General features: G+C 69.4%; 24 protein-coding genes and 1 pseudogene. 15 read left to right on the top strand and 10 right to left on the bottom strand.

What is annotated here, in order from left to right:
* Nucleotides 1-86: 86 nt before the first annotated feature.
* From OH809_RS24550 to OH809_RS24540, 3 genes are all read right to left on the bottom strand, one after another.
* Nucleotides 87-338: a hypothetical protein gene (locus OH809_RS24550; protein ID WP_406420370.1), complete on the bottom strand. Its 252-nt coding sequence runs from the start codon at nt 336-338 to the stop codon at nt 87-89.
* Between the two features lie 154 nt (nt 339-492).
* Nucleotides 493-1,047, bottom strand: coding sequence for a hypothetical protein (locus OH809_RS24545; protein ID WP_406515537.1), 555 nt, complete (start codon nt 1,045-1,047; stop codon nt 493-495).
* Nucleotides 1,048-1,616: 569 nt separating this feature from the next.
* A complete protein-coding gene (locus OH809_RS24540; protein ID WP_406515536.1) occupies nt 1,617-2,552 on the bottom strand; it encodes a hypothetical protein in 936 nt (311 codons plus the stop codon).
* A 38-nt stretch (nt 2,553-2,590) separates the two neighbouring features.
* Between OH809_RS24540 and OH809_RS24535 the strand changes: the two genes are divergently transcribed.
* From OH809_RS24535 to OH809_RS24515, 5 genes are all read left to right on the top strand, one after another.
* Nucleotides 2,591-3,832 carry a CapA family protein gene (locus OH809_RS24535; RefSeq protein ID WP_406515535.1) on the top strand — a complete coding sequence of 414 codons (1,242 nt, stop codon included), beginning with the start codon at nt 2,591-2,593 and terminating at the stop codon, nt 3,830-3,832.
* 245 nt (nt 3,833-4,077) lie between these two features.
* Nucleotides 4,078-6,381, top strand: coding sequence for a HAMP domain-containing protein (locus OH809_RS24530; protein WP_406515534.1), 2,304 nt, complete (start codon nt 4,078-4,080; stop codon nt 6,379-6,381).
* A 6-nt stretch (nt 6,382-6,387) separates the two neighbouring features.
* Complete coding sequence (gene pgsB / locus OH809_RS24525) at nt 6,388-8,010, top strand: poly-gamma-glutamate synthase PgsB (RefSeq protein ID WP_406515533.1); 1,623 nt, start codon at nt 6,388-6,390, stop codon at nt 8,008-8,010.
* Nucleotides 8,007-8,489: a poly-gamma-glutamate biosynthesis protein PgsC/CapC gene (locus tag OH809_RS24520; RefSeq protein ID WP_327245851.1), complete on the top strand. Its 483-nt coding sequence runs from the start codon at nt 8,007-8,009 to the stop codon at nt 8,487-8,489. Before pgsB ends, OH809_RS24520 begins: the two co-directional genes overlap by 4 nt.
* Before the next feature lie 56 nt (nt 8,490-8,545).
* Nucleotides 8,546-9,628 (top strand): C40 family peptidase, encoded by a 1,083-nt coding sequence (locus OH809_RS24515; protein ID WP_406420376.1) that lies wholly within the window; start codon nt 8,546-8,548, stop codon nt 9,626-9,628.
* A gap of 46 nt (nt 9,629-9,674) precedes the next feature.
* On the opposite strand, the gene OH809_RS24510 is transcribed toward OH809_RS24515, so the two are convergent.
* Together OH809_RS24510 and OH809_RS24505 are read right to left on the bottom strand one after the other, a co-directional pair.
* Nucleotides 9,675-11,537: an MFS transporter gene (locus OH809_RS24510; protein ID WP_406515532.1), complete on the bottom strand. Its 1,863-nt coding sequence runs from the start codon at nt 11,535-11,537 to the stop codon at nt 9,675-9,677.
* A gap of 185 nt (nt 11,538-11,722) precedes the next feature.
* Complete coding sequence (locus OH809_RS24505) at nt 11,723-14,320, bottom strand: D-alanyl-D-alanine carboxypeptidase (RefSeq protein WP_406515531.1); 2,598 nt, start codon at nt 14,318-14,320, stop codon at nt 11,723-11,725.
* Nucleotides 14,321-14,513: 193 nt separating this feature from the next.
* Here OH809_RS24505 and OH809_RS24500 point away from each other — a divergent pair, with 193 nt between their 5' ends.
* From OH809_RS24500 to OH809_RS24485, 4 genes and pseudogenes are all read left to right on the top strand, one after another.
* Nucleotides 14,514-15,236, top strand: a complete 723-nt coding sequence (locus OH809_RS24500) for a GPP34 family phosphoprotein (RefSeq protein ID WP_393303888.1) — start codon at nt 14,514-14,516, stop codon at nt 15,234-15,236.
* 210 nt (nt 15,237-15,446) lie between these two features.
* Nucleotides 15,447-16,316 (top strand): helix-turn-helix domain-containing protein, encoded by an 870-nt coding sequence (locus OH809_RS24495; RefSeq protein ID WP_406515530.1) that lies wholly within the window; start codon nt 15,447-15,449, stop codon nt 16,314-16,316.
* A 237-nt stretch (nt 16,317-16,553) separates the two neighbouring features.
* Entirely contained in the window at nt 16,554-16,760 is a 207-nt protein-coding gene (locus OH809_RS24490) for a DUF397 domain-containing protein (RefSeq protein ID WP_406420380.1), read from the top strand.
* 96 nt (nt 16,761-16,856) lie between these two features.
* Nucleotides 16,857-17,078 (top strand): annotated as a pseudogene (locus OH809_RS24485) (SDR family oxidoreductase); the annotation flags it as partial.
* Nucleotides 17,079-17,134: 56 nt separating this feature from the next.
* Here OH809_RS24485 and OH809_RS24480 read toward each other — a convergent pair.
* A complete protein-coding gene (locus OH809_RS24480; RefSeq protein ID WP_406515529.1) occupies nt 17,135-18,250 on the bottom strand; it encodes an ADP-ribosylglycohydrolase family protein in 1,116 nt (371 codons plus the stop codon).
* A gap of 209 nt (nt 18,251-18,459) precedes the next feature.
* On the opposite strand from OH809_RS24480, the gene OH809_RS24475 reads away from it, so the two are divergent.
* A complete protein-coding gene (locus tag OH809_RS24475) occupies nt 18,460-18,744 on the top strand; it encodes a hypothetical protein (protein WP_406420382.1) in 285 nt (94 codons plus the stop codon).
* Nucleotides 18,741-19,139: a hypothetical protein gene (locus OH809_RS24470; protein WP_406420383.1), complete on the top strand. Its 399-nt coding sequence runs from the start codon at nt 18,741-18,743 to the stop codon at nt 19,137-19,139. Before OH809_RS24475 ends, OH809_RS24470 begins: the two co-directional genes overlap by 4 nt.
* Nucleotides 19,140-19,374: 235 nt before the next feature.
* On the opposite strand, the gene OH809_RS24465 is transcribed toward OH809_RS24470, so the two are convergent.
* Nucleotides 19,375-21,957 carry a bifunctional FO biosynthesis protein CofGH gene (locus OH809_RS24465; RefSeq protein ID WP_406515528.1) on the bottom strand — a complete coding sequence of 861 codons (2,583 nt, stop codon included), beginning with the start codon at nt 21,955-21,957 and terminating at the stop codon, nt 19,375-19,377.
* Between the two features lie 288 nt (nt 21,958-22,245).
* Between OH809_RS24465 and OH809_RS24460 the strand changes: the two genes are divergently transcribed.
* Nucleotides 22,246-22,437 (top strand): phosphogluconate dehydrogenase C-terminal domain-containing protein, encoded by a 192-nt coding sequence (locus OH809_RS24460; RefSeq protein WP_406425006.1) that lies wholly within the window; start codon nt 22,246-22,248, stop codon nt 22,435-22,437.
* Between the two features lie 133 nt (nt 22,438-22,570).
* Nucleotides 22,571-22,966, top strand: a complete 396-nt coding sequence (locus OH809_RS24455; protein WP_406515527.1) for a DUF6281 family protein — start codon at nt 22,571-22,573, stop codon at nt 22,964-22,966.
* 248 nt (nt 22,967-23,214) lie between these two features.
* On the opposite strand, the gene OH809_RS24450 is transcribed toward OH809_RS24455, so the two are convergent.
* Nucleotides 23,215-23,478: a helix-turn-helix domain-containing protein gene (locus OH809_RS24450; RefSeq protein WP_406420387.1), complete on the bottom strand. Its 264-nt coding sequence runs from the start codon at nt 23,476-23,478 to the stop codon at nt 23,215-23,217.
* A complete protein-coding gene (locus tag OH809_RS24445; protein WP_406515526.1) occupies nt 23,478-24,143 on the bottom strand; it encodes a DUF2975 domain-containing protein in 666 nt (221 codons plus the stop codon). The genes OH809_RS24450 and OH809_RS24445 overlap by 1 nt, the downstream gene beginning before the upstream one ends.
* Before the next feature lie 217 nt (nt 24,144-24,360).
* Here OH809_RS24445 and OH809_RS24440 point away from each other — a divergent pair, with 217 nt between their 5' ends.
* A complete protein-coding gene (locus OH809_RS24440; protein WP_406420389.1) occupies nt 24,361-24,501 on the top strand; it encodes a hypothetical protein in 141 nt (46 codons plus the stop codon).
* Nucleotides 24,502-24,520: 19 nt separating this feature from the next.
* On the opposite strand, the gene OH809_RS24435 is transcribed toward OH809_RS24440, so the two are convergent.
* Nucleotides 24,521-24,961, bottom strand: coding sequence for an Lrp/AsnC family transcriptional regulator (locus OH809_RS24435; protein ID WP_406515525.1), 441 nt, complete (start codon nt 24,959-24,961; stop codon nt 24,521-24,523).
* A 123-nt stretch (nt 24,962-25,084) separates the two neighbouring features.
* Here OH809_RS24435 and OH809_RS24430 point away from each other — a divergent pair, with 123 nt between their 5' ends.
* Complete coding sequence (locus OH809_RS24430; RefSeq protein WP_406420391.1) at nt 25,085-26,008, top strand: SMP-30/gluconolactonase/LRE family protein; 924 nt, start codon at nt 25,085-25,087, stop codon at nt 26,006-26,008.
* Nucleotides 26,009-26,692 lie beyond the last annotated feature (684 nt).

Raw genomic sequence — 26,692 nt, 5'->3', positions numbered from 1 at the left:
GAGCTCCGGCTCTCCGCGCCTCCGGGACAAGGACGCTCTCCACCCCCGCCCTGAAGGGCGGAGCACTGGGCGAGACCAGAGGTAGATCACTCGGCGTCCGTCGGCTCGTCATAGGAGCGGGCACCGAACTCCAGCCCCTCGAAGGGCCGGGAGAGCAGGAACTCCTCAAAACCGTCGTTGCTCAGCGTCACCCAGCGGTGCAGCATCTCGGGCAGCGCCTCGATCTCCGTGTCGGCGAGCTCCGCGTCGAAGTGCCGACGCTGGTCCTCCGGCAGGGACTCCCGGATGTCACGAATGGTCCGCAGCGGGTGAGGCACACCGCTGGGAGCTGTGGTCATCGGCATCCCTCCCGCTTGATCAGGCTGCGTACTGTGCTGGTCCCAGGCTACGGTTCCCGCCTGCCCACTCACACCCTCGGGACGAGAGCGGAGCATCCGTCTGCCTGCCCGGACACGTTCGTCACCGAATCGTCCGGGGTGCAAGGTCCGGCACTCAGCCGGCGGTCGTTGCCCGGCGATGCGGGGAGCGGTGGCGGCGGTAGTAGGACATGGTGACGGCGGCGAGCAGCGGGCCCCAGAGAACCAATGGCTGATAGAGGATGCCGACGACGAAGTTTCCGGTGTGCGTCATGTCATCGTGCGGGTATGTCCACCACCAGGGGACGTTGGCCCAGATCAGGGTCAGGGCCGCTGCGCCAAGGGCGGCAGGGACGACGGCGGCCATGGGACGGACTTTTCGCCCCCCGATCAGCGGTATCCAGCGCGGCACAATCTCGCCCCACGGTCGTACCAGACCGATCGTCAGGAATGCGCCCAGCTCGCAGAGCACGCTGAGTGTCAGCATCCACACCTTCGCGCCGATCGTCTCGAAGCCCGCGAAGCCCGCGTCGCTGTAACCAGCCGGGTATCCGAGCACCAGGGCGATACGCCACAGTCCGCTCGGCAGCACCACCAGCGTGGTCAGATGGGCGGCCCAGACCGCCCAACGGGGCGGCTCTGCAACGGCAGTGGCAGTGGAGAGGGCCGGGTGAATGCTCATGTGCCTCATCATCAAGCGCCGCCCAACGCGTGTCGTCAGCCTGCGCGGCTGACTCGGATGGTCGCCGGGTACGAGACCTGGACTGCGTGATCAGCCGCGCGGAGGAACCAGCGTCACCCTCCGAGGCGATGTGCTCAGCCCGCCCCAACGACTGGATGCCGCAGCAAGTCCTGACGCGCACTCGCCTCGTGACCCAGGACCTCGTACAGCCGGGGCCGGGCGAATGGTCACGTGCTGAGGTTCTGTACCTGTATGTACGTCGGTACGTCTCCGCTCACCGCCCGGCCCGCCCGTATGGGCCTGCGCCCAGCCGTCGGGCCAGGAGCTCAGGACGACGTGACGCCGTGGCCCACGCCGTGCTCGCGGTACTCGCCCGTCGAGCAGCCGGGACCCGCCCACGCAGTGTACGCGTAACCACCTTTGCGTGGTGGTGGCTTGGTGGGACGGGTCGGACTCGGTGACGGGCTTCGCAGGGACGGGGAGCCGGAGGGGCTGGGCATCGGACCCGGGTCCGGGCTCTCGGTGCCCGTGACGCCGCCCCCCAATTGCCGGCCGGTCTTACTTGCCCTCGCCTTTTCTCAGCGTGGCAGCACTGCCGCCATCGCCGCCACCGCACGCCGCATCCGGCCCTCGTCGTCGCGCACACTCCGGCTGAACTCCATGTGCAGGAACGGTACGCCGTCCGCCGCGGCCCGCCGTCCCTGTTCATTGCTGCGCCCCTCCAGCGCGCAGCGGCGCACCCAGGCCCGGCAGACATCGAAACCTTCCCGCCGCAGGGCGGTTGCCGTGCGGCGGGCCGCGGCCAGCCCGTGGTCGCCCTTGCCGGTGGATGCGATCACGTCGTAGTCCGGTTCGGTGGCGTCGGCGAAGCCGTGCACCTGGAGGCCCGGCAGCCGGCGTTCGACCAGCTCGTCGCAGACCGCGTCGAAGACGGTGTCACGGCGGTGCGCCACATCGGCCCGGTCGCCCTTCCCGGCGTTCCGGTGCGCACCGGCCAGCACCAGCACCCCACCGGGCCTGGCGCGCAGCACCCCCAGGCCGAGCTGTTCACTTCCGGTGTCGGCGACCGGATGCGGGACCTGGACGGACCAGCGGATCGGGGCGCCGAGGTCGACATAGACCCGGCCCCAGCCTCGTCCAGCCTCCGCCGCACGGTCGGCGATCTCGGCGTAGCGGCGGCCGGTCCCGGTGTCGGCGAACTCACGGATCCCGAATTCGACCTCGGCCAGCCGCCGCCCCGCCTCGGCCCGGCGGCCGTCCAGGAAGAGCCCGACCCCCTCGGCGACGGTACGTCGCTGCGCGCGCAGGGGTGGCTGATAGCCGCTGTGAGCGACGGTGCCCCTGGTGAAGTCGGTGATGCGCCGGGCCAGATCGTGACCGTAAGAAGGGGATGGCGGAGAAACCGCCCCGAGTCGACCCTGGTTCTGAGTCGGGACGAGAACCGCCGCCAGAGCGCCGAGCGTGACCACCATCACCCCAACACCGAGCAATGTTGCCTTGATTGTTACCTTCACGGAAGGATCCATTGTCGTATGTAAGTAAAATATTAGGGGTGTCACCACTCTTTCACGGCTCCTTCGCATACCGCGCCACCGCGCTGGCGCTCCTCGCGGCCACCGCCGCCGGCTGCTCCCTCCCGGGCAGTGACAGCGGCGCCGCCGACGCGAGGTCGGGCCCGTCCTTCACCGTCGCCGCCGCAGGCGACATTCTGATCCATCCGCAGCTGACCGAACAGGCCCGCAAGGACGCCGGGAGCAGTGGGGCCGGGAGCAGTGACACCGCCGCCGGCGGGCTGGACTTCGGCGCGATCATGGCCGGGGTCAAGCCAGTGATCAGCAAGGCCGACCTGGCGATCTGCCACTTCGAGCCAGTCGTCGGCAAGCCGGAGGGTCCGTTCCAGAGTTACCCGGACTTCCTGGTTCCACCGCAGATCACCAAGGCGATCAAGAGCACGGGTTACGACACCTGCTCGACAGCCTCGAACCACACCCTCGACCACGGCGCCGAGGGCGTGAAGCGCACGCTCGACACCCTCGACGCCGCCGGGCTCAAGCACGCGGGCTCGGCACGCAGCAGCGCGGAGGCCGCCAAGCCGCTGATCCTGGACGTGAAGGGCGTGAAGGTTGCCCAGCTGTCGTACGCCTTCGGGTTCAACGGCCGCGAGATACCGGCCGACAAACCCTGGCTCGTGAACCAGAACTCGTTCACCAAGATCGCCGCCGCCGAGAAGGCCGCCCGCAAGGCCGGCGCCGAGGTGGTGATCCTCAGCATCCACTGGGGCCGCGAACACCACCCCGACCCGAGCGCCCCGCAGCTGAAGCTGGCCCGTCGGCTCGCCAAAGAGACCGGGATCAACCTGGTGATCGGCCACCACGCGCACGTGGTGCAGCCGATGGAGAAGGTGGACGGCACCTGGGTCGCGTACGGCCTCGGCAATCAGCTGGCGCGACACGACGTGCCGTCCGGGCTGACCGAGGAAGGCGTCATCGGCTGGTTCGAATTCCACAAGCGGGGCGGTACGTGGGGCGTGGACGCCCGGTACGTACCGACGCTCGTCACCATCCCGCCGGACGTCGACGACACCGACCCCGCCTCCGTCGAGGCGGCCGAGGCGCCCGGCGCGGTGACGGACCATCGGCTGGTGATTCCGGCCGAGTCCCTGCGGGGCGGCAAGGGGCTGTCGTCCGAGGAGCGGGCCCGGTACCGGCTGGCCTTCGAACGCACCCAAGGCACGATGCTCAACCGGGGTGGAGCCAAGGACGGTCTGAAGCCGCTGGAGAGCCTTCCCGACTGATCACCTGATCCGCCTGGTCATCACCTGGTCGTCCGGCCTGCCGCTGATCCCGCGTCGGCTCGCCGCCCTCTCCTGGGCAGCACGCAGTCAACTCACATGTGCCCCACAGGCAGGGCTTCAAAAGTTGCGTGCGTCACATCGGCAACTCTCCGTACAACCTTCCGCCAAGCTTCCCAGTCCTTGAACTGGTCGTCCTGTCTCCATGGCACGCATCGGCGCGGGCCGGAACCCAAAGGGGAACACTCATGGCCGCTTCGTCTGCGAAGCGGCGGCACAAGGTCCGACGCCGGGCCGACATGTCGCTGCTGGGTGGCATCCGTCCACCCATCGCGGTCCTCTCGGCCCTGCTGCTCTCCCTCGCGGGCATCACCGCCCTGGGCCTGGGCAGGGCAAGTCAGGGATCCGTCCCCGAGGCGGTGCTGACGTCTCAGCAGCGCTTCGCCGAGGACGGTGCCGTCGCCATGCGCGCCTCGATCGACGAGAGCGCCACCGACCTGACGCGTACCGCGGGACTGTTCAGCGCCGGGGAGCCGGTCTCTCCGGACGCCGTCCTCGACAAGATCGGCAGTGTCTATCAGAAGTGGATGGGCACGGCCGTCGTGGAGATCAAGTCGGGCCGGTTGCTCGCCGCACGCGGTGAGAACGTGCCCGTCACCGCCATCGACACGAGCAGGCTCTCCGCGAAGGACGGGCTCACCCCACGCATGGTGCGGCTGCAGAACGGCGAGACCCGGCTGCTCGCCCTTGCCCTGCTGTCCTGGCCCGACCGGCCGCAGCAACTGCTCATCGCATCGAGCAGTCTGCGCTTCCCCGGAATCAGCCTCGGACAGTTCCGCTCGATCGCCGTCATCGACAGCGATGGACACATCCTCAGCAGTGACGGCATCCCCGAGCCCGAGCAGGTCCTGACCGATCTGCAGCGCGACGGCGTCAAGCGCTCCAACAAGGAGCTCAAAGCCTTCTCCAAGGTTGCTGCCACCAAGGCCGCGCAGCACCCGCTCACGGCGAAGGAGCCCGGTTCCGGTGGTTTTCCCGGGGTCAGCGGCAGCCTGCTCGGCAGCTCCTTCCAAGGTGACCGTTCCATTGCCGGATACGCCACGCTCACCGGCCCGCAGCCCGGCGAGGGCACGGTCGCGACCGCGCTGGGGCTGACCGTCGTGGCCATGGTCGACGTCGCCGTGGACCCCACCCGGGTCGCCGGCCCGCTCTTCGGGCTGATCGCGGCGGCGGCACTGCTGCTGATCGGCGCCCTCGCGGTAGCCCTGCTGATCGGTACGGTTCAGCGCCCCCTGCTGCGGCTCTTCCTGGAGAGCCGTCGGCTCACCCGCGGGGATCTGGCCCGCCCGGTCACCGTCCCGAAGTACGGAGAGGCCGCCCGGATCGGGCAGGCCCTGGAACGGCTCCGCCGCCAGCTCGTCGGCGAGTCCGCCGACACCGCGGGCCCGCCTCCCGGTTCCTCGCGCCGCGGCCGCTTCGGCACCCGCGGTCTCATCGTCGTCTGCGGCGTCCTGCTGCTGGCCTGGTCCGCACCGATGCTGCTGCTCTTCAACCGTGCCGACTCGACCGTCGCCGTACCCGAACAGATCATCAGCGACCAGCGCGAACGCACCGACACGCTCTCCGACCGGGTGCGCCGCGCGCTCAACGAGGGCCACGCCGACCTGGTGTCCGTCTCCGCCCTGATCGGCGACCGGACCAGCCCCGAGGATATGACGAAGGTCCTGGAGCGCACCCGCACCGAGCATCTGCGCTACCGGTCGTTGTACGTACGCTCCGCCGACGGCGCGATCCTGGCCCGGGCCGGCGAATCCCCGCACCGGCTGCCCGCCGGTGACGGCGCCAAGGACAACGACAAGCCGTTCGCGCAGCCGATCAGCGTCCTGAACAGCTCCGGCAAGGAGCCCGTCATCGCCGGATACGCCGAGATCCCGGGCCGGGGCGGTGCCGCAGTGATCGGCGAGTTCCGGATCGACTTCATCAACTCGCTGCTCAAGCGCCCCGGCCTCGGTCAGATCCGGGTGGTCGACGGCGAGCACCGGGTCCTGGCAGGCAACACCGGCTATCTGGCCTTCCAGAAGCTGCCGAAGCGGCTCGACGAGCTGGCCACCGGCACCAGCCAGAAGACTGGTCTCACCGCCCGCGCCAGCGGCGTCATGTACCGCGACGGAGGCGGCGTCCAGGTCGCCGGTGCGGCGCCGTTCGTCGGCGGCGGAGCGGCAAAGGAACTCGGCTGGACGGTGGTCAGCTGGCAGCCCGCCGCCGGACTCGCCATCCCCGAGTACCGCCTGCAGAACCGCACCGTCCTCGCCGGAGTACTCGGCGTCACCGCCGCCGCGGCCTGCCTCGGCTGGCTGTACATCGTCGTCGTACGTCCGCTGCGTGAGCTGGCCGTCAAGGCCGAGGCCCTGGCCGCCGGCGACCGCCGCACCGTGCTCTTCCCGCATCACCACGACGAGGTCGGCGCCGTCGCACGCAGCCTCGAACTCGTCCGGCAGCAGCTCCAGGAGCAGCGCAGACACGACAGCGCTCCCCTGGCCGGAAGGAACTGATCGGCCGTGCTCTTCCTCTATACCGTGCTCGTGGTCTGCTGCGCGATCCTGCTGATCGCGGGCATCGTCGAGCAGCGCCGCCACTTCGCCAATCTGGAACGGATACCGACCCGGGTACTGGTCAACGGCATCCGCGGCAAAAGCTCCATCACCCGGCTGTGCGCGGGTGCTCTGCGCGGCGGTGACCTCGTCACCGTCGCCAAGACCACCGGCACCGCGGCCCGCTTCATCCACCCGGACGCCACCGAGGAGCCGGTCTACCGCAAGTTCGGCATCGCCAACGTCGTGGAGCAGATCGGCATCGTGCGCCGCGCCGCGTCGTACAGCCCGGACGCGCTCGTCATCGAGTGCATGGCCGTCATGCCCGCGCTCCAGGAGATCAACCAGTCGAAGCTGATCCGGTCGACGATCGGCGTGCTCTGCAACGTTCGTGAGGACCATCTGGCCGAGATGGGCCCGACCCTCGACGACGTGGCCCGCTCCCTGTGCCGCTCCATGCCGGAGGGCGGCATCTGTGTCACTGCCGAGCAGGACCGCTTCGACATCCTCCAGGAGGAGGCGGACGCCCGGGACTGCAAGCTGATCTACGCGGACCCGAACACCGTCAGCGACGAGGAGCTGCGCGGGTTCAGCTGGTTCACCTTCAAGGAGAACGTGGCGATCGCGCTGACCGTCGCCGAACTCCTCGGCGTGGAGAGGGACACCGCACTCCAGGGTATGTACGACGCGCCGCCGGACCCGGGTGTCCTCTCGGTCGAGCGGTACCGCACCGACGACGGCAAGCGGCTGCGGTTCGCGAACGTCTTCGCGGCCAACGACCCCGAGTCGACGCTGATGAACATCAACCAACTGCTCGACCTGGGTGCGATCAACCGGCCGCTGAACGTTGTCATCAACTGCCGCCCCGACCGGGTCGAGCGCAACGGCCAGATGGGCCAGATCATCCCCGACCTCCAGCCGGAGAAGGTCTTCGTCATCGGCCACCCGGCGAAGAGCGCCATCGACGCGATCCCCACCGAGTGGCGGCGCACCGCGGTCGACCTGGGCGGTGACAAGCGGGACCCCGAGGAATTCATGCAGCAGCTGCTCGCACAGCTCGGCCCCGATTCGTCGCTCGTCGCGATCGGCAACATCCACGGGCAGGGCGAACTGCTGCTGGAGCAGCTGGCCGAACTGCCTGCGGACGAGACGCCGGACGAGACCCGGGGCCGGACGCCGGGTGATGCGGACAGGCCCGTTCCGCGTGACGTGCGCGACGACGACGGGCCGGCCACCGCCGCCCTCCCCGTGATCCCGGCCCAGCCGAACCCCTCTCACCAGCCCGAACCCACCTACGTACGGCATGACGAGACGCTCGCCCTGCCGCGGTACACCCCGCGCCTCGACCCGTTCGCGCCGTACCCGGAAGCGTTCGAGGCGCGCTACCAGCAGCGTCGGCAGAGCGTGCTCCCGCTCTCCGCACTGCCCCAGCAGGCGCCGCCCGCGCAGCAGCCGACGGCCGGGATGCGGCCGCAGCCTCCGTCGCAGAGTTCGGCGCAGCCGTCCTCGGAACCGTACGTCCGCGGCCCGTTCGAGCCGGTCAAGCCGCCCGCACCGGCCCAGCAGCAGAACCCAGGAGAGCCCCGTTGATCCCCTCCGTCCTCACCCCTGAGATAGCCGCGATCGGTATCGCCCTGGGGCTGATGTTCTCGCTGGTCTGCTATCTGACGACCAACCTCTCCCCCGGTGGCATGATCACGCCGGGCTGGCTCGCCCTCACCCTCGTGGAGGACCTTCAGCGTGCGGCCATGGTCGTCGGCGTCACCGTGCTGACGTACGTTGCCGTGCTCGGCCTCCAGCGCGTGGTGATCCTCTACGGCAAGCGGCTGTTCTCCACCGTCGTCCTCACCGGCGTCATCTTCCAGGCGACGCTGATGATCGTGCTGTCGCTGGAGTTCCCGCTGATGTACACCAACCAGACCCTCGGCTTCATCGTCCCGGGCCTGATCGCCTATCAGCTCGTCCGGCAGCCCAAGGGCGCAACGCTGCTCGCGACCGGCACGGTGACGCTGACGGCCTACGTCGTGCTCACCGCCGGAATCCTGCTGGGCGCGCTGCCCTCCGTCTGACCGGTATGCCGACCGACACCGCCTGACGACTCACCCGAACCGGAGCTGACCGACTCATGAGTGCCAAGACCAAACGCGGCCCCCGCCCGGTGCTGCATGCCGTCACGGTGATCGCCCTGCTCGCGGGCAGCGGCTACCTCACCGTCGAACTGCGCAAGGACGAGCAGGCCAAGGCCCCGGCCGTGCAGGCCGTCACCGACAACCCGGCGCTGCGGTCCTCCGGCGCCGGTGCGGACACCGGCGACCAGCGCTGGGAGCGGCTGCAGAACCCGTCCCGCACCCTGCTGCGCGGCGCGAACGGCGAGGTCCTCGCCAGCTTCACCGACGGCGCGCGCACGGCCACGCTCACCGGCCCCAGCCGCACCTTCACCGAGCCCGCCAACACCAAGTCCCGGATCGTCACCGAGGACTGGGTGCGGCTGATGCCGTACCAGTGGAAGAAGGGCTCGCAGAAGGAGAAGTGGTTCAAGGACTGGTTCAAGGAGTTCTTCGGCAGCGAGGAGGACGACCTCTTCGCCATGGCCTTCCAGTACGTGGACCAGGCGCCGGTCAAGAAGGACGACGAGGGGATCCCGTACGCCGGGGACGCCAACTTCGGGCCGATCAACCCGAACGGCAGCCCGGGCAACGACTACCGCCTGGAGGAGTCCGACTTCTACGACTACCTCGGCATCCCGTACACGTTCCGCAACGGCACCACCATGCAGCCGCGCGCCGAGCGCGCCCGCTCCATGGACTGCTCGGGCTTCATCCGTACGGTCTTCGGCTACCGCGCCCGCTACCCGCTGATGGTCACCGACTCCCAGGGCGACGGCCTGCCGCGTACCGCCAACGGCATGGCCCGCTCCGGCCGCGGCACGGACATCATCGAGCTCACGGGTATCGCCCCCGCGAACCGGCCGAAGAACATCGACGTGCTGCAACCCGGCGACCTGGTCTTCTTCAAGCTCGACCAGCGCACCAAGCAGCGCCTCGACCACGTCGGCATATACATGGGGCACGACACCGACGGACACAAGATCTTCGTGTCCAGCCGCGAAGAGGTCAACGGCCCGACCGTCGGCGACAAGGGCGGCACCTCCCGGCTCGACGGAAACGGCTACTACGCCTCGACGTTGCGCAGCGCGAAGCGCCTGTAACGCCCGGCCGCACCGCCCACCGCAGCCCGGAGGCCCGCTGCACCGCTCAGCGAAGTTCCTCCGGGCACGGCGTGCCGGGCGAGAGCTGGTACGGCGCTGCCAGCCGGTACACCCCGGCGTGCGGCGCGAGCAGTTCCGTCCACTCGTCGCCGTCCGCGTCCTCGTCCACCTTGATCAGGCAGCCGTTGGTGTTGACGAAGGTCCGCGGGCTGTCCTGGTCCGCGCGCTGCTTGGAGGCCTCGGTCTCCTGCGGCCGCTCCACGCTCTTGCCCTCGTCGTCGACCAGGGCGAGCCAGCGCGAGTACGGAATCCGGATCAGCACCCGGCCCGCCCGCTTCACATGGATGGTCAGCTCGCCCGCACCGGCCCGGTCCACGGTCGCCGGCGGATCGGCCAGCGGCACCGGGCTGTCGACCTCGAAGAGCTGCCAGCTGGAGTCGGACCAGATCCTGCGCAGATACGGCTGCCCCTTCCGGACGAGCTCCGCCTCCTGCACCGCGCCTGTGGCGTCCGGTTGCCCCTTGGGCAGTACCACGTAGTGCACGGCCCAGCGGTCGAGCCACTGGCGGTAGTTCGCGGAGTTCAGGGTGTCGTCGTAGAAGAGCGGGTTGCGCTCCATGTCCGCCTGCCGGTTCCAGCCGCGGGCCAGGTTGACGTACGACGCGAGTGCGGACGCCTCCCGGTGGCTGCTGGCGGGCACCACCTCGACCCGGCCCCGCTCCGCGCCGATGTTCTGGAGCTCGTTGACGAGTGGCGCCAGTTCGCGCGTCCAGGAGGCGGCGGGGGCGGTGCGGACGATGTCGTCGGCACCCTTGAAACCGATCCAGACGTTCATGCCGACGAACGCGAGGAGAAGCGCGTACCAGCGTCGGGACCGCGGCACTGCGTACGGCAGCGCGGCAAGCAGCGTCACCCCGGCGAACAGCATCACCATCCGCGTGACGTTCGACCCTATCTGCGAATCGATCACATAGGTCAGCAGCGTCCCGACCCCGTAGACAGCGGCGGCGGTACGGACCGTGCTCCACTCGCGCGGCACGAGGAGGAAGACGAGGACGGCGAAGAGGAACGGCAGCGACAGCGTCGCGATCGACATCGGCTGTGTGCCCGAGAACGGGAACAGCCACGAGGACAGCGCCACCACCGCGACCGGCGCCAGCCCCAGCGCGTACGCGCCCGGGCGCCGCTTGTTCAGGAACAGCGCCGCCGCCACCACTCCGAGGAACAGCCCCGCGACAGGGCTGCCCGCAGTGGCGAGACCGGCGAGCGGCGCGGCGACGGCCGCCTTCGCCCAGCGCTTGTGGCGCCACCGGTACGGCCAGCAGAACACCGCGGCCACCGCGCCCAGGGCGAACATCATGCCGAGCCCGAACGTCACCCGCCCGGACAGCGCGTTGCACAAGAACGCGAACACCCCGGCGAGCGAGCAGGCGAGCGGATTGCGGACGGCCCGCACCCGGACCAGGATCAGCGCGGTCAGCGCCGCCGACACGGTCCCGGCGACCATCATCGTCGTACGGACGCCGAGCACCGACATCACATACGGCGACACGACGCTGTACGAGACGGGGTGCATGCCCCCGTACCAGGCGAGGTTGTACGCGGTGCCCGGATACCGGCCGACGAACTCGGCCCAGGCATCCTGCGCCGCGAGGTCGCCACCGCTGTTCGCGAAGAAGAAGAACCAGAGGATGTGGGTGACCGCGGCGGCCGCCGTCGCGATGGTGACGGGGTGACGCAGCAGCCGCCGGGCGCGGGTCCGCCGTGGCACCTCGGCCCGGGGTTCGGGGGTACCCGGGGCAGGCAGCCGGACGTCCGTGTTCCCGCCACCGCTGCCGCTCGTCACGTCGCCTCGCACATCGCTGCCCCCGGCCGCTGCACGGCCGGATCTCGGCTCCGCGGTGGTCACTACGGTCTCTCCCCGTCTCCGCCTGCCCCGTACCCCGTCCCCGTACTTCGTGCCCGTGCCCCCGTGCCCCGTATTCGGTACACCTGCGAGGACGCAGTGCGGCCCTCCCCGGTTGTCCGGGGACGCTAACACGTGGGCAACAGGGAAGGGGGTGCCGGGATCGGCACCCCCTTCCCTGTTGCGCGTCAGCTGATGCGGGTCAGCTTCTTGCCGAGGCCGGGCTCCGCAAGATCGCTCTGCAGCGCCACCGCGACCTTCACCTGACTGGCTCCCTCACCGACGGTGAGCGTGCCCACATGGGTCCCGGCGGCCGCCGAGTGCGGGATCGTCCTCCCGTCGTCGGTCAGTTCGAGCTTGACCGTCAGACCGGGCCAGCCGACCGCCGACACGTCCTTGGCCGCGACCACCGGGGTGCTGCCGCCCAGGCCGTCGGAGACGGTGCCGACGACATCGCCCTTCTTGACGACCTTGTCGCCCTCCAGCAGATCCTGAGTCGCCAGCATGACTTCCTTGCTGGCGGCGTTGACCGTGTCGATGATGGACTGCTTGTGCTGGCCGAGGATGGCGCCGACGATCAGCTGGTCGGTGTCGCCGACCATCTTGTGCGCGGCGAAGAGCAGGTTGCCACCGGCCTTGGTGGTGGAGCCGGTCTTGATGCCGAGCGCGCCGTTGTACGGAACGAGGGTGTTGTAGTTCCGCCACTCGCGACCCGAGGGGTCGGTCCAGTACGGCAGCACGGTGATCGCCATCAACGCCGGGATCTCCACCAGCTTCTCGCCCAGCTTCACCTGATCCTCGGCCGAGCTCACCGTGGTCTCTTTGAGGCCGGACGGATCGGTGTACGTGGTGTTCGTCATGCCGAGCGACTTGGCCGTGTCGTTCATCTTCTTGACGAACGCCTCCTCGGAACCCGCGTCCCAGCGCGCCAGCAGCCGCGCGATGTTGTTCGCGGACGGGATCATGATGGCCGAGAGCGCCTGCTTCTCGGTGAGCTTGTCACCCTTCTTCACGGTGTCGACCGTCGACTCGTTCACCGCGTTGAGCTTCCCGTCCGCCTCGGCCTTGGCGTCGACCGTGATGGACGGACCGTTCTCGCCCTTCTTCAGCGGGTGGTCCTTGAGCACGATGTACGCGGTCATCGCCTTGGCCACACTGCCGATCGGCACGGCCTTCTGCTCGCCGAACGAGTCCACCGTGCCGAGACCGGTCGCCGCCATGTAGCCCTGGCCCTCGCTCGGCCACGGCAGCGACGGTTTGCCGCCCTCGAAGGTGTACGTCGGCTTCGCCGTCAGTTGCAGCTCGGGCGCCGGCAACGGGCGCACAGCCTGCGCGATCGCAAAGACGACCAGGAGGAGCAGGACCAGCGGGGTCCAGATCTTGACCCGGCGAACGGCGGTACGGACCGGCGTCTCCGGGGGCGGGGGCGTGTTCGTCAGCTCGGCCAGCAGGTCGAGCGGCGGCCTGGGCGGCATCGGCTGCTGCCGGGTGCGCTCGGCTCCGCTGAGCGAGGGAGCGGGGGCCGGCGCAGGGCTCGGCCGGGCGGCCGGGGCGGCTGCGGATCCAGTCGTCTCGGGCTTGCGGGGCGCCGGGGCGGGGCGTGCGTCGTCGCGGCGGAGCGGTACGAACTGGCTGGTGCGCTCGGCGGGGCTCTCGGGCTCCGGCTTCTCCTCAGGCTTCGCCGAGGGACGGGTGATCTTCAGCGCGGTCGTCGGCTGGTCGATCCGGTCGCGCCGGACCGCCTTGAAGACGGCCGTGGGCTGATCGATTCCGCGCTTGTCCGCAGCGGGCTCGGTGCCGTCGGTGTCACCGGCGTCTTCGGCGGGGTCCACGACGTCGGCGCCGGTGGTCTTGGCGCCCTTGGCCGCGTCGGCGGCGTCATCAGCATCGTCAGCCGCCGCGGGTTCGCTGCCACCGGCGTCCTCGGCGGGGTCCACGACGTCGGCGCCGGTGGTCTCGGCGCCCTTGGCCGCGTCGGCGGCGTCATCAGCATCGTCAGCCGCCGCGGGTTCGGTGTCACCGCCGCTCTTGTTGCCCTCGGCGTCCGTGGCGTCCGTGGCGTGGCTCTCCTCGCGTCCCTCGGAGACCTGGGTCTCGTCGGAGGCGTCGCCGGAGACCGCAGGCTCGTCCTCGTCCTCGTCCGCGTCAATGGTTGCGGCTGCGTCAGTGGTTGCGGCTGCGTCAGTGGTTGCGTCCGCGGCGTCATCGGACGCCGCAGGCTTGTCGGCGGCCTCGTCATCCGCATCGCGATCGGTGTCCGCTTCTGCGGCGTCGTCCACCACTTCAGCCACATCCGCCGCGTCCGTGCTCGATGCAGCCGGTTCGTCCGCGGTCGCGTCGGCGGAGTCCGTCCCGCTCTCGCCCGCCTCTTCCGCCGGCACGGGCGTGTCACTCTCCGCGACCGCCTCGGGCTTCACGACGTCGTCGGCGTCCTCGGGTTCCTCGGCAGCGCCTGCGGCGTCGCCGTCACCCTTCCCCACCCACGCAGCGACCGCCGCACGCAGCCGCGCGTCGCCCTCCCCGGGCTCGGCGGACCCGGAGGGCGTGGAGGCCGCCGCAGAGGCCTCAGAGCCGTTCTCCGCGCCCTCGGCGCCCTCGGCGCCCTCCGCGTCCTCGCCGGTCCCGACCGGCTTCGTACGGAAGACCGCCGTCGCCGTGTCCTGCTTGCCGCCGGGCTCCGCCGGGGAGCCCTGTTCACTGAAGACGGCAAGCCGCGGATCGCTTTCACCCCGAGCCGTTCCCGACGACTTCTGCTGCTCCGACTTGTCGGGGGACTCGCCCGCCACCGATGCCTCCTCCTGCGCTGCGGGGCCGCCCCCGCGCTGTCCGAACCATCTACCAGTGTCCTGTGTGAACCCTTGGCCGCGGCGCCAGACGAGAACGACATACATACCGGTTCCCGTACGAAGCACCCAGGCGCTCTCGACAGACCAATGTGAGAGGGGTCACCCTGTCATTCATCCACGCGGGGAGGCATGGATGGGCAGGAGCCGCAGAACAATTCCGGAGGAGCTTCTGCTGCTCGCTCTGGACCCGACCACGGGTACCACAGCGCAGCCGCAGTCGCTCGACCTCGGCCTCGCCGGAGCTCAGCTAGTGGAGCTGGCTCTGGCAGGACGGATAGCCCCTGACGGGGATCGTATCGCCGTGGTGATGCCACGGCCGACAGGAGATCCGACACTGGACTCCGCACTGGAACTGCTGCGCCGACGCGGCAGCCCGGTTCGGGCCGTCCACTGGATTGGCGGGCCCCGACTGGGGTTGCGCCAGACCTATCTCTCGCATCTGGAGCGGTGCGGCATGGTGCATGCCGTGGCGGGCCAGATGTGCGGGGTGCTGCCGACGACTCGCTACCAGGCGACGGACACGGCGATCAGCCGGGAAATCAGATCCCGGCTGGACAGTGCGATCCGCACCGGTGTACCGCCGGACCCGCGGACCGCGGCGCTCGCCGCACTGGCCCACGCGGTCGGACTCGGCAAGCACCTCTACCCCGGGAACGAGGGGCGCTCATCGCGCTCCCGGCTCCGGGACCTGATCAGACACGACCCGATGGGCGGTCTCGTGGCGCACGCCGTGATGGACGTCCAGAACGGGGCGATCGCCCAGCCGCGCCGCAATCAGGCGGCGGGGGGGCCGTTGCAACCGCAAGTGCAGTCGCAGTCCCGTCGCGACAGCATGGTGCACACCGCCGCCCACTGAGGCAGCCCGCACCACCGCACCACCGCACCGAATACCGCCGCACCGACGTCCCCAAGACCCGGTTCGGGAGCCGCACCAGGCGCGGGGCAGCCGGCCCACCGGCTGCCCCGCGCACCTGCGTGTGGCCATTTCCCAGCGCAACCGGGCCCACGGGTGGCAATCTGCTGAGCAGTAGATACGCACAGCTACATAGCCGGAGGTGCCGTTTCCGTGCCGTCCAACGTCAATCCCACCGTCAGGCGACGCCGGTTGGGCCAGGAATTGCGCCGACTGCGCGAGCTCAAGGGCATGACGGCCGAGGAGGTGGCGGAGCGACTGCTGGTCTCGCAGTCGAAGATCAGCCGCCTGGAGAACGGCCGCCGTTCGATCAGCCAGCGCGATGTCCGCGATCTCTGCGGGGTGTACGAGGTCGAGGACCACCGGATCGTCGACTCGCTCATGCAGATGGCCAAGGACTCCCGCCAGCAGGGCTGGTGGCACGCCTTCGGCGACATCCCGTACAGCGTCTACATCGGCCTGGAGACCGATGCCGAGTCGCTGCGTGTGTACGAACCGCAGGTGGTCCCCGGCCTGTTGCAGACCCGGAGTTACGCCGAGGCACTGATCAACGGCGCGCTGCCGGAGGCGCCGCCGACCGACATCGACAAGCGCGTCAACGTCCGTGCGCGCCGCCAGGACCGGATCACCGCCCAGGAGGCGCCGCTGCGGCTCTGGGCGGTCATCGACGAGGCCGCGCTGCGCCGGATGGTCGGCGGCAAGCAGGTCATGATCGAGCAGCTGGAACAGCTCGTGGAATTGTCGCACCTGCCCCATGTCACGGTGCAGGTACTGCCGTTCGACATGGGTGCCCACCCGGGCATCAACGGGCAGTACGCCATTCTGGAATTCCCGGATGCCGCGGACTCCAGCGTGGTCTATATCGAGGGCGTCACCAGCGACCTCTATCTGGAGAAAGCCAATGACGTGCAGCGGTACAGCGTCATGTACGAGCACTTGCGGGCACAGGCACTGAACGTGGAGCAGACCCGGCACTACATCGCCGACATCGCGAAGACGTACGCCCAGCTCAGCACCGACTGACCGACTGAACCAGACATTCCGCAAAGTCCGGTATGCGGGAAAAGGGGCCATGTTACGGGTGCGGCGACGGCACGGTACACCGTCGCCACATCAAAGCGGAAGACCCGCATGGAATATGCCATCCGGTCGAGTGAACGGCCCTCTCACCCAGCGACGTTGGCGAGTAGCGTCGATCACGCCAACAGATACGCAGTTGGTGCGACTCACACAACTCTCTGAATCCGAACCGGAGTGAACATGGCTATTCGTCAGGGTGCCACGGACAATTGGATGAAGTCGTCGTATTCCGGGGGCAACGGCGCTTGCGTCGAGGTCAAGTCCCCCCTCGTCCAGTCGATCGCGGTGCGCGACTCGAAGGCCCCCGAGGGCCCTTCGATCACCTTCGTGCCCGGCGCGTGGAACGCCTTCGTGTCCGACATCGCAAAGGGCTCCGTCGACGTCTGACCCATGCCCACCCACGGAATGCGGTGCGGCACCGAAACGGTGCCGCAGGGAGCCCTCTCGACTGGTCCGCCGTCCTGGCCGAGGGGGCCCACCGCCGGCTGGATGTGGGGTCCGCCGGTGCAGGCGTACGTGCAGTTCACCGCGCACACCGAGGGAGTGCCGGAGGCCGAGGTACTGGGCAGGCCCGAACGGATGGCGCTGCCGGAGCCGGCCACGGACGGCGACGTGGCGGAGGCGGCGGTGTTCCTGGCCTCCGACCGGACGCGGGCGATCACCGGGCAGTCCCTGCTGGTCGACGCCGGCGAGCTGATGCGCTGAGGCGCCGGAACAACGAGGGCGCCGGAACAACGAGGGCGCCGACCTCCGTACCTCGGTCAGCCGCGTGGGTAGCGGGTGAGCCAGCCCGGGGCGGCAGCCGACGGGCTGTGGAGCGCCGGCCCCTGGGTCATCTCCATGGCGAAGTCGTCGGCGAGTTCGAGGAGCGTGGCCCGGCCCTCCAGTTCGGCGAGCCAGGCGGGCGGCAGTGCGGTCTCGCCGTGCAGCACACCGAGCAGTACCCCGCAGAGCGCCCCGGTGGCCGCGGACGGTCCGCTGTGGTTCACCGCGAGCCGCAGCCCGTGCCGGATGTCCTGGCCGACCAGTGCGCAGTACACGGCGACGGCGAGGACCTCCTCGGCGGAGTCCGTGTCGCCCAGCGCCTCGATGAGGGCCGGGCCCGGGATGCCCTGGCGCACGGAGCCGAGGGCCTGCCGCAGGGCGTCGGTGACCTGTTCGTGGCCGGGGCGCTCGGCGAGCAGCGCCAGGGCCTGCTGGACGGAGCCGTCCAGCGTCTCGCCGCGGGCCAGTCCGTGCACCACGACAGCGAGTGCGCCCGCGGACAGCAGCGCGGTGGGGTGGCCATGGGTCTGGGCGGCGCATTCGACGGCCAGTTGCAGGACGAGCGGCGGTTCCCAGCCCACCAGCAGTCCGAAGGGGGCGGAGCGGGTGAGGGCCGCCGAGTCGCGCGCGGCGGGGTTCTTGGGCCGGCCGAGGGTGCCCATGGTGGTGTCGGCGAAACCGCTCAGGCATTCGCGGGTGGGGGCGCGGCGCGCGTAGAGCCACTCCTCCTGGGCGAGCCAGCCGTTCTCCGTGCGCCGCTCGTCCGGGCCCCAGTCGCTCTGGGTGGCGGCCCAGCGCAGATGGGCACGGTGCACATCGGTGGGCGGGTGCCAGGCGCCGGTGTCGCGGCGGACCTGCGCGCGGATCAGCCCGTCGACGGTGAACATGGTGAGCTGGGTGACGGCGGTGACCGCACCGCGTCTGCCGTGGACGGGCACGAAGTCGGTGACGGCTTCGGCGCCATGGGCCGCGCGGATCTCTTCGAGGGAGAGCCCGCTGACGGCCGCGCCGAGCGCGTCGCCGATGGCACCGCCCAGCAGACAGCCGCGCACCCGGCTGCGGAAGTCCTGCTGTTCGGCGCGGCCCCAGATGGCTGTGGTTCCCATGGTCACGGCGCCCCTCCCCCGTCCGCATAGGCAGTCCGCGTACGACTGCGCAGCCTTGACGCGCAGCACTGTAATCGAACCGGAACGGTCGGTTGTGGGCCTGAACAGAATGTACGGAGTAGATCCTGCGATCACTTTTGAAAGGCATTCTCCGGGGATTTCCGGGTCTCGGAGCAGCAGCCACTCGTGGGCCGTAGTGGCTCTATAGTGAATCTATGGCTACTACGACCATTCAGGTGCCTAAAGAGACGCGCGACCACCTCGCCCAGCTGGCCAAGGAACGCGGGCTGAGCCTGGGTCAGCTCGTCGGTCAGCTGGCCGCCCAACAGCCGACCGCGGCCCAGATCGCCGAGCGTGTCGCCACTACCCGCAAAGTGCTGCGTGACCGCATGGGCTGCACCCTGACCGATGAGGAGTTCGACCACGGGCCGGACGTCCTGGCCAACGTGTACGCGATGGCAGCCGAGAAGATGCACACCCGACGGAACACCGCCGCGTGATCATCCTCGACACGAGCGCGCTGTCGGCACTTGCGCAGGGACATCGTGCCCTGCACCACCTCGCCGGTAATGTCGCCGCCACACCGGGCGACTGGCTGCACACCCCCGCCCTCTGCCTCATGCACGCCGAGGCGGACGGCGAGGGGCTCGCGCGCAGTGTGCTCGCCCTCCCAGGCATCCTGGTCGATCCGCTCGATCAGACCGCGGCGGCCACGGTCGGTGGGATGGTCCGGGACGGGTGGGGCAGCGCCGATACCTGTCACGCGCTGTACGTCGCGACTCCGCACCAGGAAAGCGGCGGCATGTCGATCATCCTGACCCGCCGCGAGGGCGACTATCCCCCCGGCATCCTCACGGTCGGCATCGACTCACCTGGCATGCTGGGCTTTCACTGAGCCTCGACTCCGGTTCCGGTCCGCCGGCGTCCGCACGTCCTCAGCCGTCGGCCGGGACCTCGCAGAGGGCTTCGTCGGTGACGGGTCCACTCCGGTCGACCACCGACTCCTCCACGGACTCCGACCTGCGTGCGTCCAACCGCTCGGAGCGCTCGCGACGATCGCCTCGACTATCGGCCGTACCGCCTGCTCCACCATGCTCTGCTCCCGTGCTGCCGGGCTGAGGGCATGGGGCTCAGTCCGGCAGCACGGGAAGCAGCTCCGGGAGGTGTCCGTCGGAGGCGGCAGCCGCCGCCACCCGCTCCTGCGGCACCTCTCCGTACAGCGTCGTACGCGGCTTCGCCGGGCGGCCCACGAGTTCCGCGATCGCGACGAGGTCCTGGATGGACCGGTAGGAGCCGTAACCGGAGCCTGCCATACGGGAGATGGTCTCCTCCATCAGCGTGCCGCCCAGGTCGTTCGCACCGGAGCGGAGCATTTCGGCCGCGCCCTCCGTGCCGAGCTTGACCCAGCTGGTCTGGATGTTGGTGATGTGCGGGTGCAGCAGGAGCCGGGCCATGGCGGTGACGGCCCGGTTGTCCCGGTCGGTGGGGCCGGGGCGGGCGATGCCTGCCAGGTAGACGGGGGCGTTGGTGTGGATGAAGGGGAGGGTGACGAACTCCGTGAAGCCGCCCGTCTCCTGCTGGAGGCGGCCAAGGGTCCTGAGGTGGCCGAGCCAGTGGCGGGGCTGGTCGACATGGCCGTACATCATCGTCGACGACGATCGCAGGCCCACCTCGTGGGCGGTCCTGATGACCTCCAGCCAGGTCGCCGTGGGCAGCTTGCCCTTGGTGAGGACCCAGCGGACCTCGTCGTCCAGGATCTCGGCCGCCGTGCCGGGGATCGAGCCGAGCCCGGCCTCCTTCGCGGCGGTCAGCCAGTCGCGGATGGACATGCCGGTGCGGGTCGCGCCGTTGACGACCTCCATCGGGGAGAAGGCGTGCACATGCATGCCGGGGACGCGTTCCTTCACCGCCCGCGCGATGTCGAAGTACGCCGTGCCGGGCAGGTCCGGGTGGATGCCGCCCTGCATGCACACCTCGACCGCGCCGACGTCCCACGCCTGCGCGGCCCGGTCGGCGACCTGGTCCAGGGAGAGCGTGTACGCGTCGGCGTCGGTGCGCCGCTGGGCGAAGGCGCAGAACCGGCAGCCGGTGTAGCAGACGTTGGTGAAGTTGATGTTCCTGGTGACGATGTACGTGACGTCGTCGCCGACCACGTCACGGCGCAGCGTGTCCGCGATCCGGCACAGTTCGTCGAGTGCCGGGCCGTCCGCGTGGAGCAGGGCGAGGGCCTGGTCGTCGGTGAGCTTCGTCGGGTCGTCGGCGGCCTGGCCGAGCGCGGCCTTCACGTCGGTGTCGATCCTGGACGGGAGCATGCCGGGGGCGGCGGCCTCGCGGAGTGCCTCCCAGTCCCCGTAGACCTCGTCGAAGTCGTCGCGGCGGTCGCCGGTGCGGCCCTCGGTGTCGATGGTGCGGTGCAGCTCGGTGCGGCCGGAGGCGTTGAAGCCCTCGTCGGGCTCCTGCCACGGCAGACCGGCGGGGATCACCCCTTCCTTCGCCAGCCCGGTCTCCGGGTCGGCGAGCGCCCGGACGTGCGGGAGGAGGCGGGGGTCGAGCCAGGGCTCGCCGCGCTGGATGAACTCCGGGTAGATGGTGAGCCGTTCACGGAGCTCGAAGCCCGACTCGGCTGTCTTCGCGGCCAGTTCGTCGATGTTCGGCCATGGACGCTCGGGGTTCACATGGTCCGGGGTGAGCGGTGAGACGCCGCCCCAGTCATCGATCCCGGCGCCGATGAGCAGTGCGTACTCCGCGTCGACGAGGTTCGGCGGGGCCTGGATGCGGGCGGACGGGCCGAGGATGTGCCGGGCCACGGCAATGGCGGCGGCCAGCTCCTCCAGTTCGGCGTCCGGCATCCCGCGCATCGCCGTGTCCGGCTTGGCGCGGAAGTTCTGGACGATGACCTCCTGGATGCCGTGGTAGGCGCGGGCGGTCTTGCGCAGCTCGAAGAGGGAGTCGGTGCGCTCCTCGTACGACTCGCCGATCCCGATCAGGATGCCGGTCGTGAACGGGACGTTGGACCGGCCCGCGTCCTCCAGCACCCGCAGCCGTACCGCCGGCTCCTTGTCCGGGGAGCCGTAGTGCGGGCCGCCCGGCTCGGACCACAGGCGGGTGGCCGTCGTCTCCAACATCATGCCCATGGACGGGGCGACGGGCTTGAGGCGCTGGAGGTCGGTCCAGGTCAGCACGCCTGGGTTGAGGTGCGGAAGGAGTCCGGTCTCTTCGAGCACCCGGATCGCCATGGCGCGTACGTACGCGAGGGTGTCGTCGTATCCCTCGGCCTCCAGCCACTCCCGCGCCTCGGGCCAGCGGTCCTCGGGGCGGTCGCCGAGCGTGAACAGTGCTTCCTTGCAGCCCATGGCCGCGCCCTTGCGGGCGATGTCGAGAACCTCGTCGGGCGACAGGAACATCCCGTGCCCGGCCTTGCGGAGCTTGCCGGGGACGGTGACGAAGGTGCAATAGTGGCACTTGTCGCGACAGAGCCGGGTCAGCGGGATGAAGACCTTGCGCGAGTACGTGATGACGCCCGGCCGGCCCGCGGCTTCGAGGCCGGCGTCGCGCACCCGGGCGGCGGACGCGGCAAGGTCCGTCAGATCGTCGCCGCGCGCCTGGAGCAGGACGGCGGCCTCGGTCACATCGAGGGCGACACCGTCACGGGCCCGTTTGAGCGCGCGCCGCATGGAGTTGGTGGTCGGGCGTCCGCGCTGAGGATCGGTCATGAACCGAGCATACGAGCGAGGCCCCCGCCCCGGGCCGGGGCCTCCACCAGGTCACCCGCTACGGGCGACGGCACCCATCCGGCGTGGGCCGGCGCCCATCCGGCCTGGTCGACGTCCATCCAGCTTGGGCCGGCGCCCACCCGGCATGGGCCGGCGCCCACCCGGCTTGGTCGACGTCCACCCAGCATGGGTCGGCGCCCGTCCAGCCCGTCCGGCGCTTGAGGACGGAACCGTCGCCGGAGTTTCCGCCCACCCCATCAGGGCCGGTGTGCGCCGGACCGTGGGCGGATTTCTCCGGTGCGAGGCGCCATAGGCTTCCGGCTCACCGGAGCAAGGGTTCCGTTCTCCGACGCGTGCCTGATCGCGATGGACTACGGCCGCGAGTCGATCGTCCGCGACGACTGGAAGAACGTCTTCAACGACGACGAGCTCGACAAGGTCATCACACGGATGCTCAAGATCAAGGAGATCAAGCGCTGACCCGCACACCCCTGGTCCGAAATGGGTCCGTGGTGCGGCAGGGGAACCCGAACCGGGTTACCTACGTCAACTGAACACCAGGGCTGCCGACTTGCCTCGGCAGGTGCTTGTTCATCGGACTGGAGGAACGCACATGAACTGGACCGGGCGATCCGCGGGCGTGCTGCTGGCGGCGAGCATGGTGATCTCAGCAGCCGCGTGCACGGCTGACAGCAGCAGCGGCGGGGCGGCATCGGGTTCCTGCGTCAACCGGTTCACCTACCAGGAACGAACGTACCGAGACGTGGCGAACGTCGACTTCACGGTCGGGGCGAAGCTCGGCGTCGCCACCCAACCTCCCTGCGACGACACCGGCGGCCAGGACAAGACCGATGAGACGGGGACCGCACAGACTGCCTACGAGGTGCATGGCATCTCGCCCGAGGTGGCCATCGCGGTCGGGGACACACCCGCGGAGGCCTCGTTCTTCGCCGCCTACTCCGGCGCGGACCTCCCGCCCGAGGTACAGAAACTGATGGACGGCTCATGATGCGGAGCGTGACACGAGCACGGCCCGTCACTGCGGAACAACGCTCAGGGCGCCTCCGTCGGCAGCAAGGTCGGTTGTGCGGCCGAGGAGCCGCGTACGCGCGGCAGGGCTGAGCGACCCGGGATCCACCGGATCGCGACAGCCGCGACCCGGTCGACCGCGACCTGGTCGACCTCGTCGCGGCGGCCCACGACAGCGAGGCCCGCATCGCCACCGCCCTGCCCCCCACGGCGTCGGCCCGGCCCGCCTCAGAGGGCTGTCGGTGGGCGCCCGCGCTCGTCTTCGGTCCTCCGGTGCGTGAGCAGGTCGCCCGGCTGGCAGTCGAGGACCTCGCAGATGCGGGTCAGCGTGGTGAAGCGGATCGCGCGGGCCCGGCCGTTCTTCAGGATGGACAGGTTCACGTTGGTCACGCCGACCCGGGAGGCGAGCTCCGCGAGGGTCATGCCGCGCTCGCTGAGCATGCGGTCGAGATGGACCTCGATCGCGTGGCTGTCGCTGTCGTCCGGCGTCATCACACCGTCCCTTCCAGATCCTCCCGCATGGCCACCCCGGCGCGCATGATGCGGGCGAACGTGAGGATGCCCAGAGCTGTGAAGACGAGTGCGTAGGGCGGCTGCCAGGTTCCCAGCCAGGTGTCCACATTGAAGGTGTAGTCCTGCGCCAGGGTCGCCAGTAGCGCCGCATGTGCGCCGGCTTCCACTACGTCTGCGACCAGGCAGCCGAGCAGCAGCCACCAGCCTGCAACCCGCAGGTGCTTCGCTGTCCGTGCGGTGAAGACACCCTGGCGGGACGCGCCGTGTATCAAGCGGTCGAGCAGGAAGAGGATACCCAGTACCAGTAGCAACGAAGGGAAGCCACCGAGGAAGTCGAACAGCCGCTGGGCACTGTCGGCGTGATCGGTGCAGTACGACGGGCGGGCCATGACCTCGACCCCTGCATGGGGTCGGAACATGCCGGTGAACCCGTCCCCGCTGAATTGTGAGCGGGACTCGGCGCACACGTGAGGACCGCCCCACGCCAGGCCCAGCTTGGTGCCGACCAGGGGTCCCACGGCGCCGACTACGAGGCCCGCGAGAAACAGTCGGTAGACAACCCGGACCACAGTGGCGACCGGCTCCAGCAGCCTGGCCTCGGCACGGTCGCCGTGTGACTTGGAGCTCTGTACCTCAGCAGACACCAGCAACCGCCCCTCGTATCGAATATCGATGCTATCGAAGAACGATAAGAGCAACTGCATCCGTGGTCAACACCTCTGAGTACCCGTCAACACGCATCGCGAGCAGGCGGGGCCTGGGCGCCCATCTTCCGGACGCCGGCGGCGGGTTCGGAATTTCCCATAGGCGTCAGTGCACCGCATGCGCCCCGTTGGCAGAGCCGCGTCCTAACCTTCCCCCATGACAAAGCCTCTGCGCTACACGGTCACGATCGCCGCGAGTCCCCAGCAGGTGCGGGACACCCTGACCAGAAACCGATCACGCTTCAGTGCGCTGGTGACGCTCCGTCACCCGGGCCGATACTCGCTCCTGCCGACCTGATAGCGGTGCATGGGTGCTTTCAGGCTCCCGTCGACACCGGCCTCTCGAAGAACGTCTCCAGGGCCACCGTCGCCTGGGTGCCGCTGACACCCTCGATCTCGTACAACCGCCGCAGGACGTCCTGGAGTTGTTCGGTCGTCTCAGTCCTGACCTTGACCAGGACCGACGCGCTGCCAGCGATGATGTGGGCCTCCTGCAGCTCGGGGATCGCGGCGAAGAAGTCGCCGGAGTCGCCCATCCAGGCGGATGAGTCGACCATGACGAAGGCCAGCACTCCTCGGCCGACCGCGGCGGGGTCCACCTCGACCGCCGTACGGCGGATCACCCCCGACTCGCGCAGCTTGCGCACTCGCTCATGAGCCGCGCCCGTGGAGAGCCCGACGGCCCTGCCCAGGGCGGCGTACGCCTGCGTGGCGTCCTCCTGCAGCAGGTTCAGCAGCTTCCGGTCCACATCATCCATGACACCCTCCATCGAACCAGCTCCACCAATTGCTTGTGCTGACCATACGACATCCTGCAATATTCATCTCTAGCAGGATGTTGTTCAGAATTTGGAACTCGGAACGACTGAAGGAGAACAGACATGGCCACCGGCCGCCCCGCGCTGCTCGAAGTGCTCGACGACAGGTTCCGTACAGGGAAGTGCGCCGTGGGTGATCTGCAACTGGAGACGCTCCATGTGGGCTCCCGCTGGGCGGAGGGGCCGCTGTACATACCGGCCTGGCGCCAGCTGATCTGGAGCGACATCCCCAACGACCGCATGCTGCGCTGGGACGAGGCGACCGGCGCGGTCAGCCTCTTCCGGTCGCCCGCGGGCCACTCCAACGGCAACACCCTGGACCGCGAGGGCCGTCTGATCACTTGTGAGCAGGGCAATCGCCGGGTCACCCGTACCGAGCACGACGGCTCGATCACGGTGCTGGCCGACCACTACCGGGGCAAGCGGCTCAACAGCCCGAACGACGCGGCTGTGAAGTCCGACGGCTCGATCTGGTTCTCGGACCCGGACTTCGGCATCACCAGCGACTACGAGGGCCACCGCGCCGAGAGTGAAATCGGCGCCAACAACGTCTACCGGATCGACCCGGACACCGGCGAGGTACGACTCGCAGCCGACGGCTTCGGCGCCCCCAATGGCCTGGTCTTCTCGCTCGACGAGAGCGAGCTGTACGTCTCCGACACCCGGGCAGGCTTCATCCGGGTCTTCGAGGTAAGAGATGACGGCACGCTGTCCGAGGGCAAGGTCTTCGCCGAGGCGGGGGCCCGTGAGCAGGCTCGCTTCGACAACCTCCGCTTCGACGACCGGGGCCACCTCTGGGCTGCGGCCATGGACGACGGAGTGCACTGCTACGCCCCGGACGGAACCCTGCTCGGCCGCATCCTGGTGCCCAACACGGTCTCCAACATCCGCTTCGGCGGCCCGAAGCGAAACCGCCTCTTCATCACTGCGAACGACACGCTCTACTCGCTGGTCATGGGGGTTACAGCGGCACCGATGGCGGTTTGATCCCCGCACCCGCTCCTTCCCTGAAGGATCACCGCATGGGGACTGTAAAACGTTCGGCTCCGACAAGATTTTCATAGCTGGTGATCGAACGTGTCGAGGGTGCTTGGGGTTACTGGCGGGCTGCGCACCCTCGGCGGCCGGCTCACCGCCGCCGAGGGCTACGCATTGGTCCAGTTGCTCCTGCGCGGACCGCGCCCACTGGTCGGTCAGGAGGTGAAACGCACCCGGGTCCAGCTCAGGACATTCCAGGACAACGGCCCTGCCGGTGCTGCCACCCGCGCTTCGGTCCAGGCCGGTCAAGGATGGCGGCCCGACCGCGGCTGCGTGATTCCGTGTCCCCGAGGCCGAGTTCGGCGAAGGCATAAGCCGACCACAGGACGTGCGGACCAGGTTCGGTTCTTCAGCCTTCGACCGATGGTCGGACGCTGAAGAACAGGCTCAGCCTGCGGGGCATCGGGTGAAGCTCTTGCCACCGGATCTTTCGCGATGCTCGCCAGGGCTGCGGGAGCCGACGGAAGCTGAGCACACCACCCACCTCACGCGGACGTGCGGGCCCAGGCCCTGTTGAGTAACTCCTTAAGCGCTCAGTGGGCCGTGAGGCTGAGCCGGCGGCGGAAGACGCGTGTTTGCCGCGCTTGGTTCCGTGATCACCATCACTGTGCTTCTTCGCGCTCGGTGTCGACC

Source organism: Streptomyces sp. NBC_00873, assembly GCF_045207415.1.
Taxonomy (GTDB): Bacteria; Actinomycetota; Actinomycetes; order Streptomycetales; family Streptomycetaceae; genus Streptomyces.
This window is presented reverse-complemented; position numbering and strand designations above follow the sequence as displayed.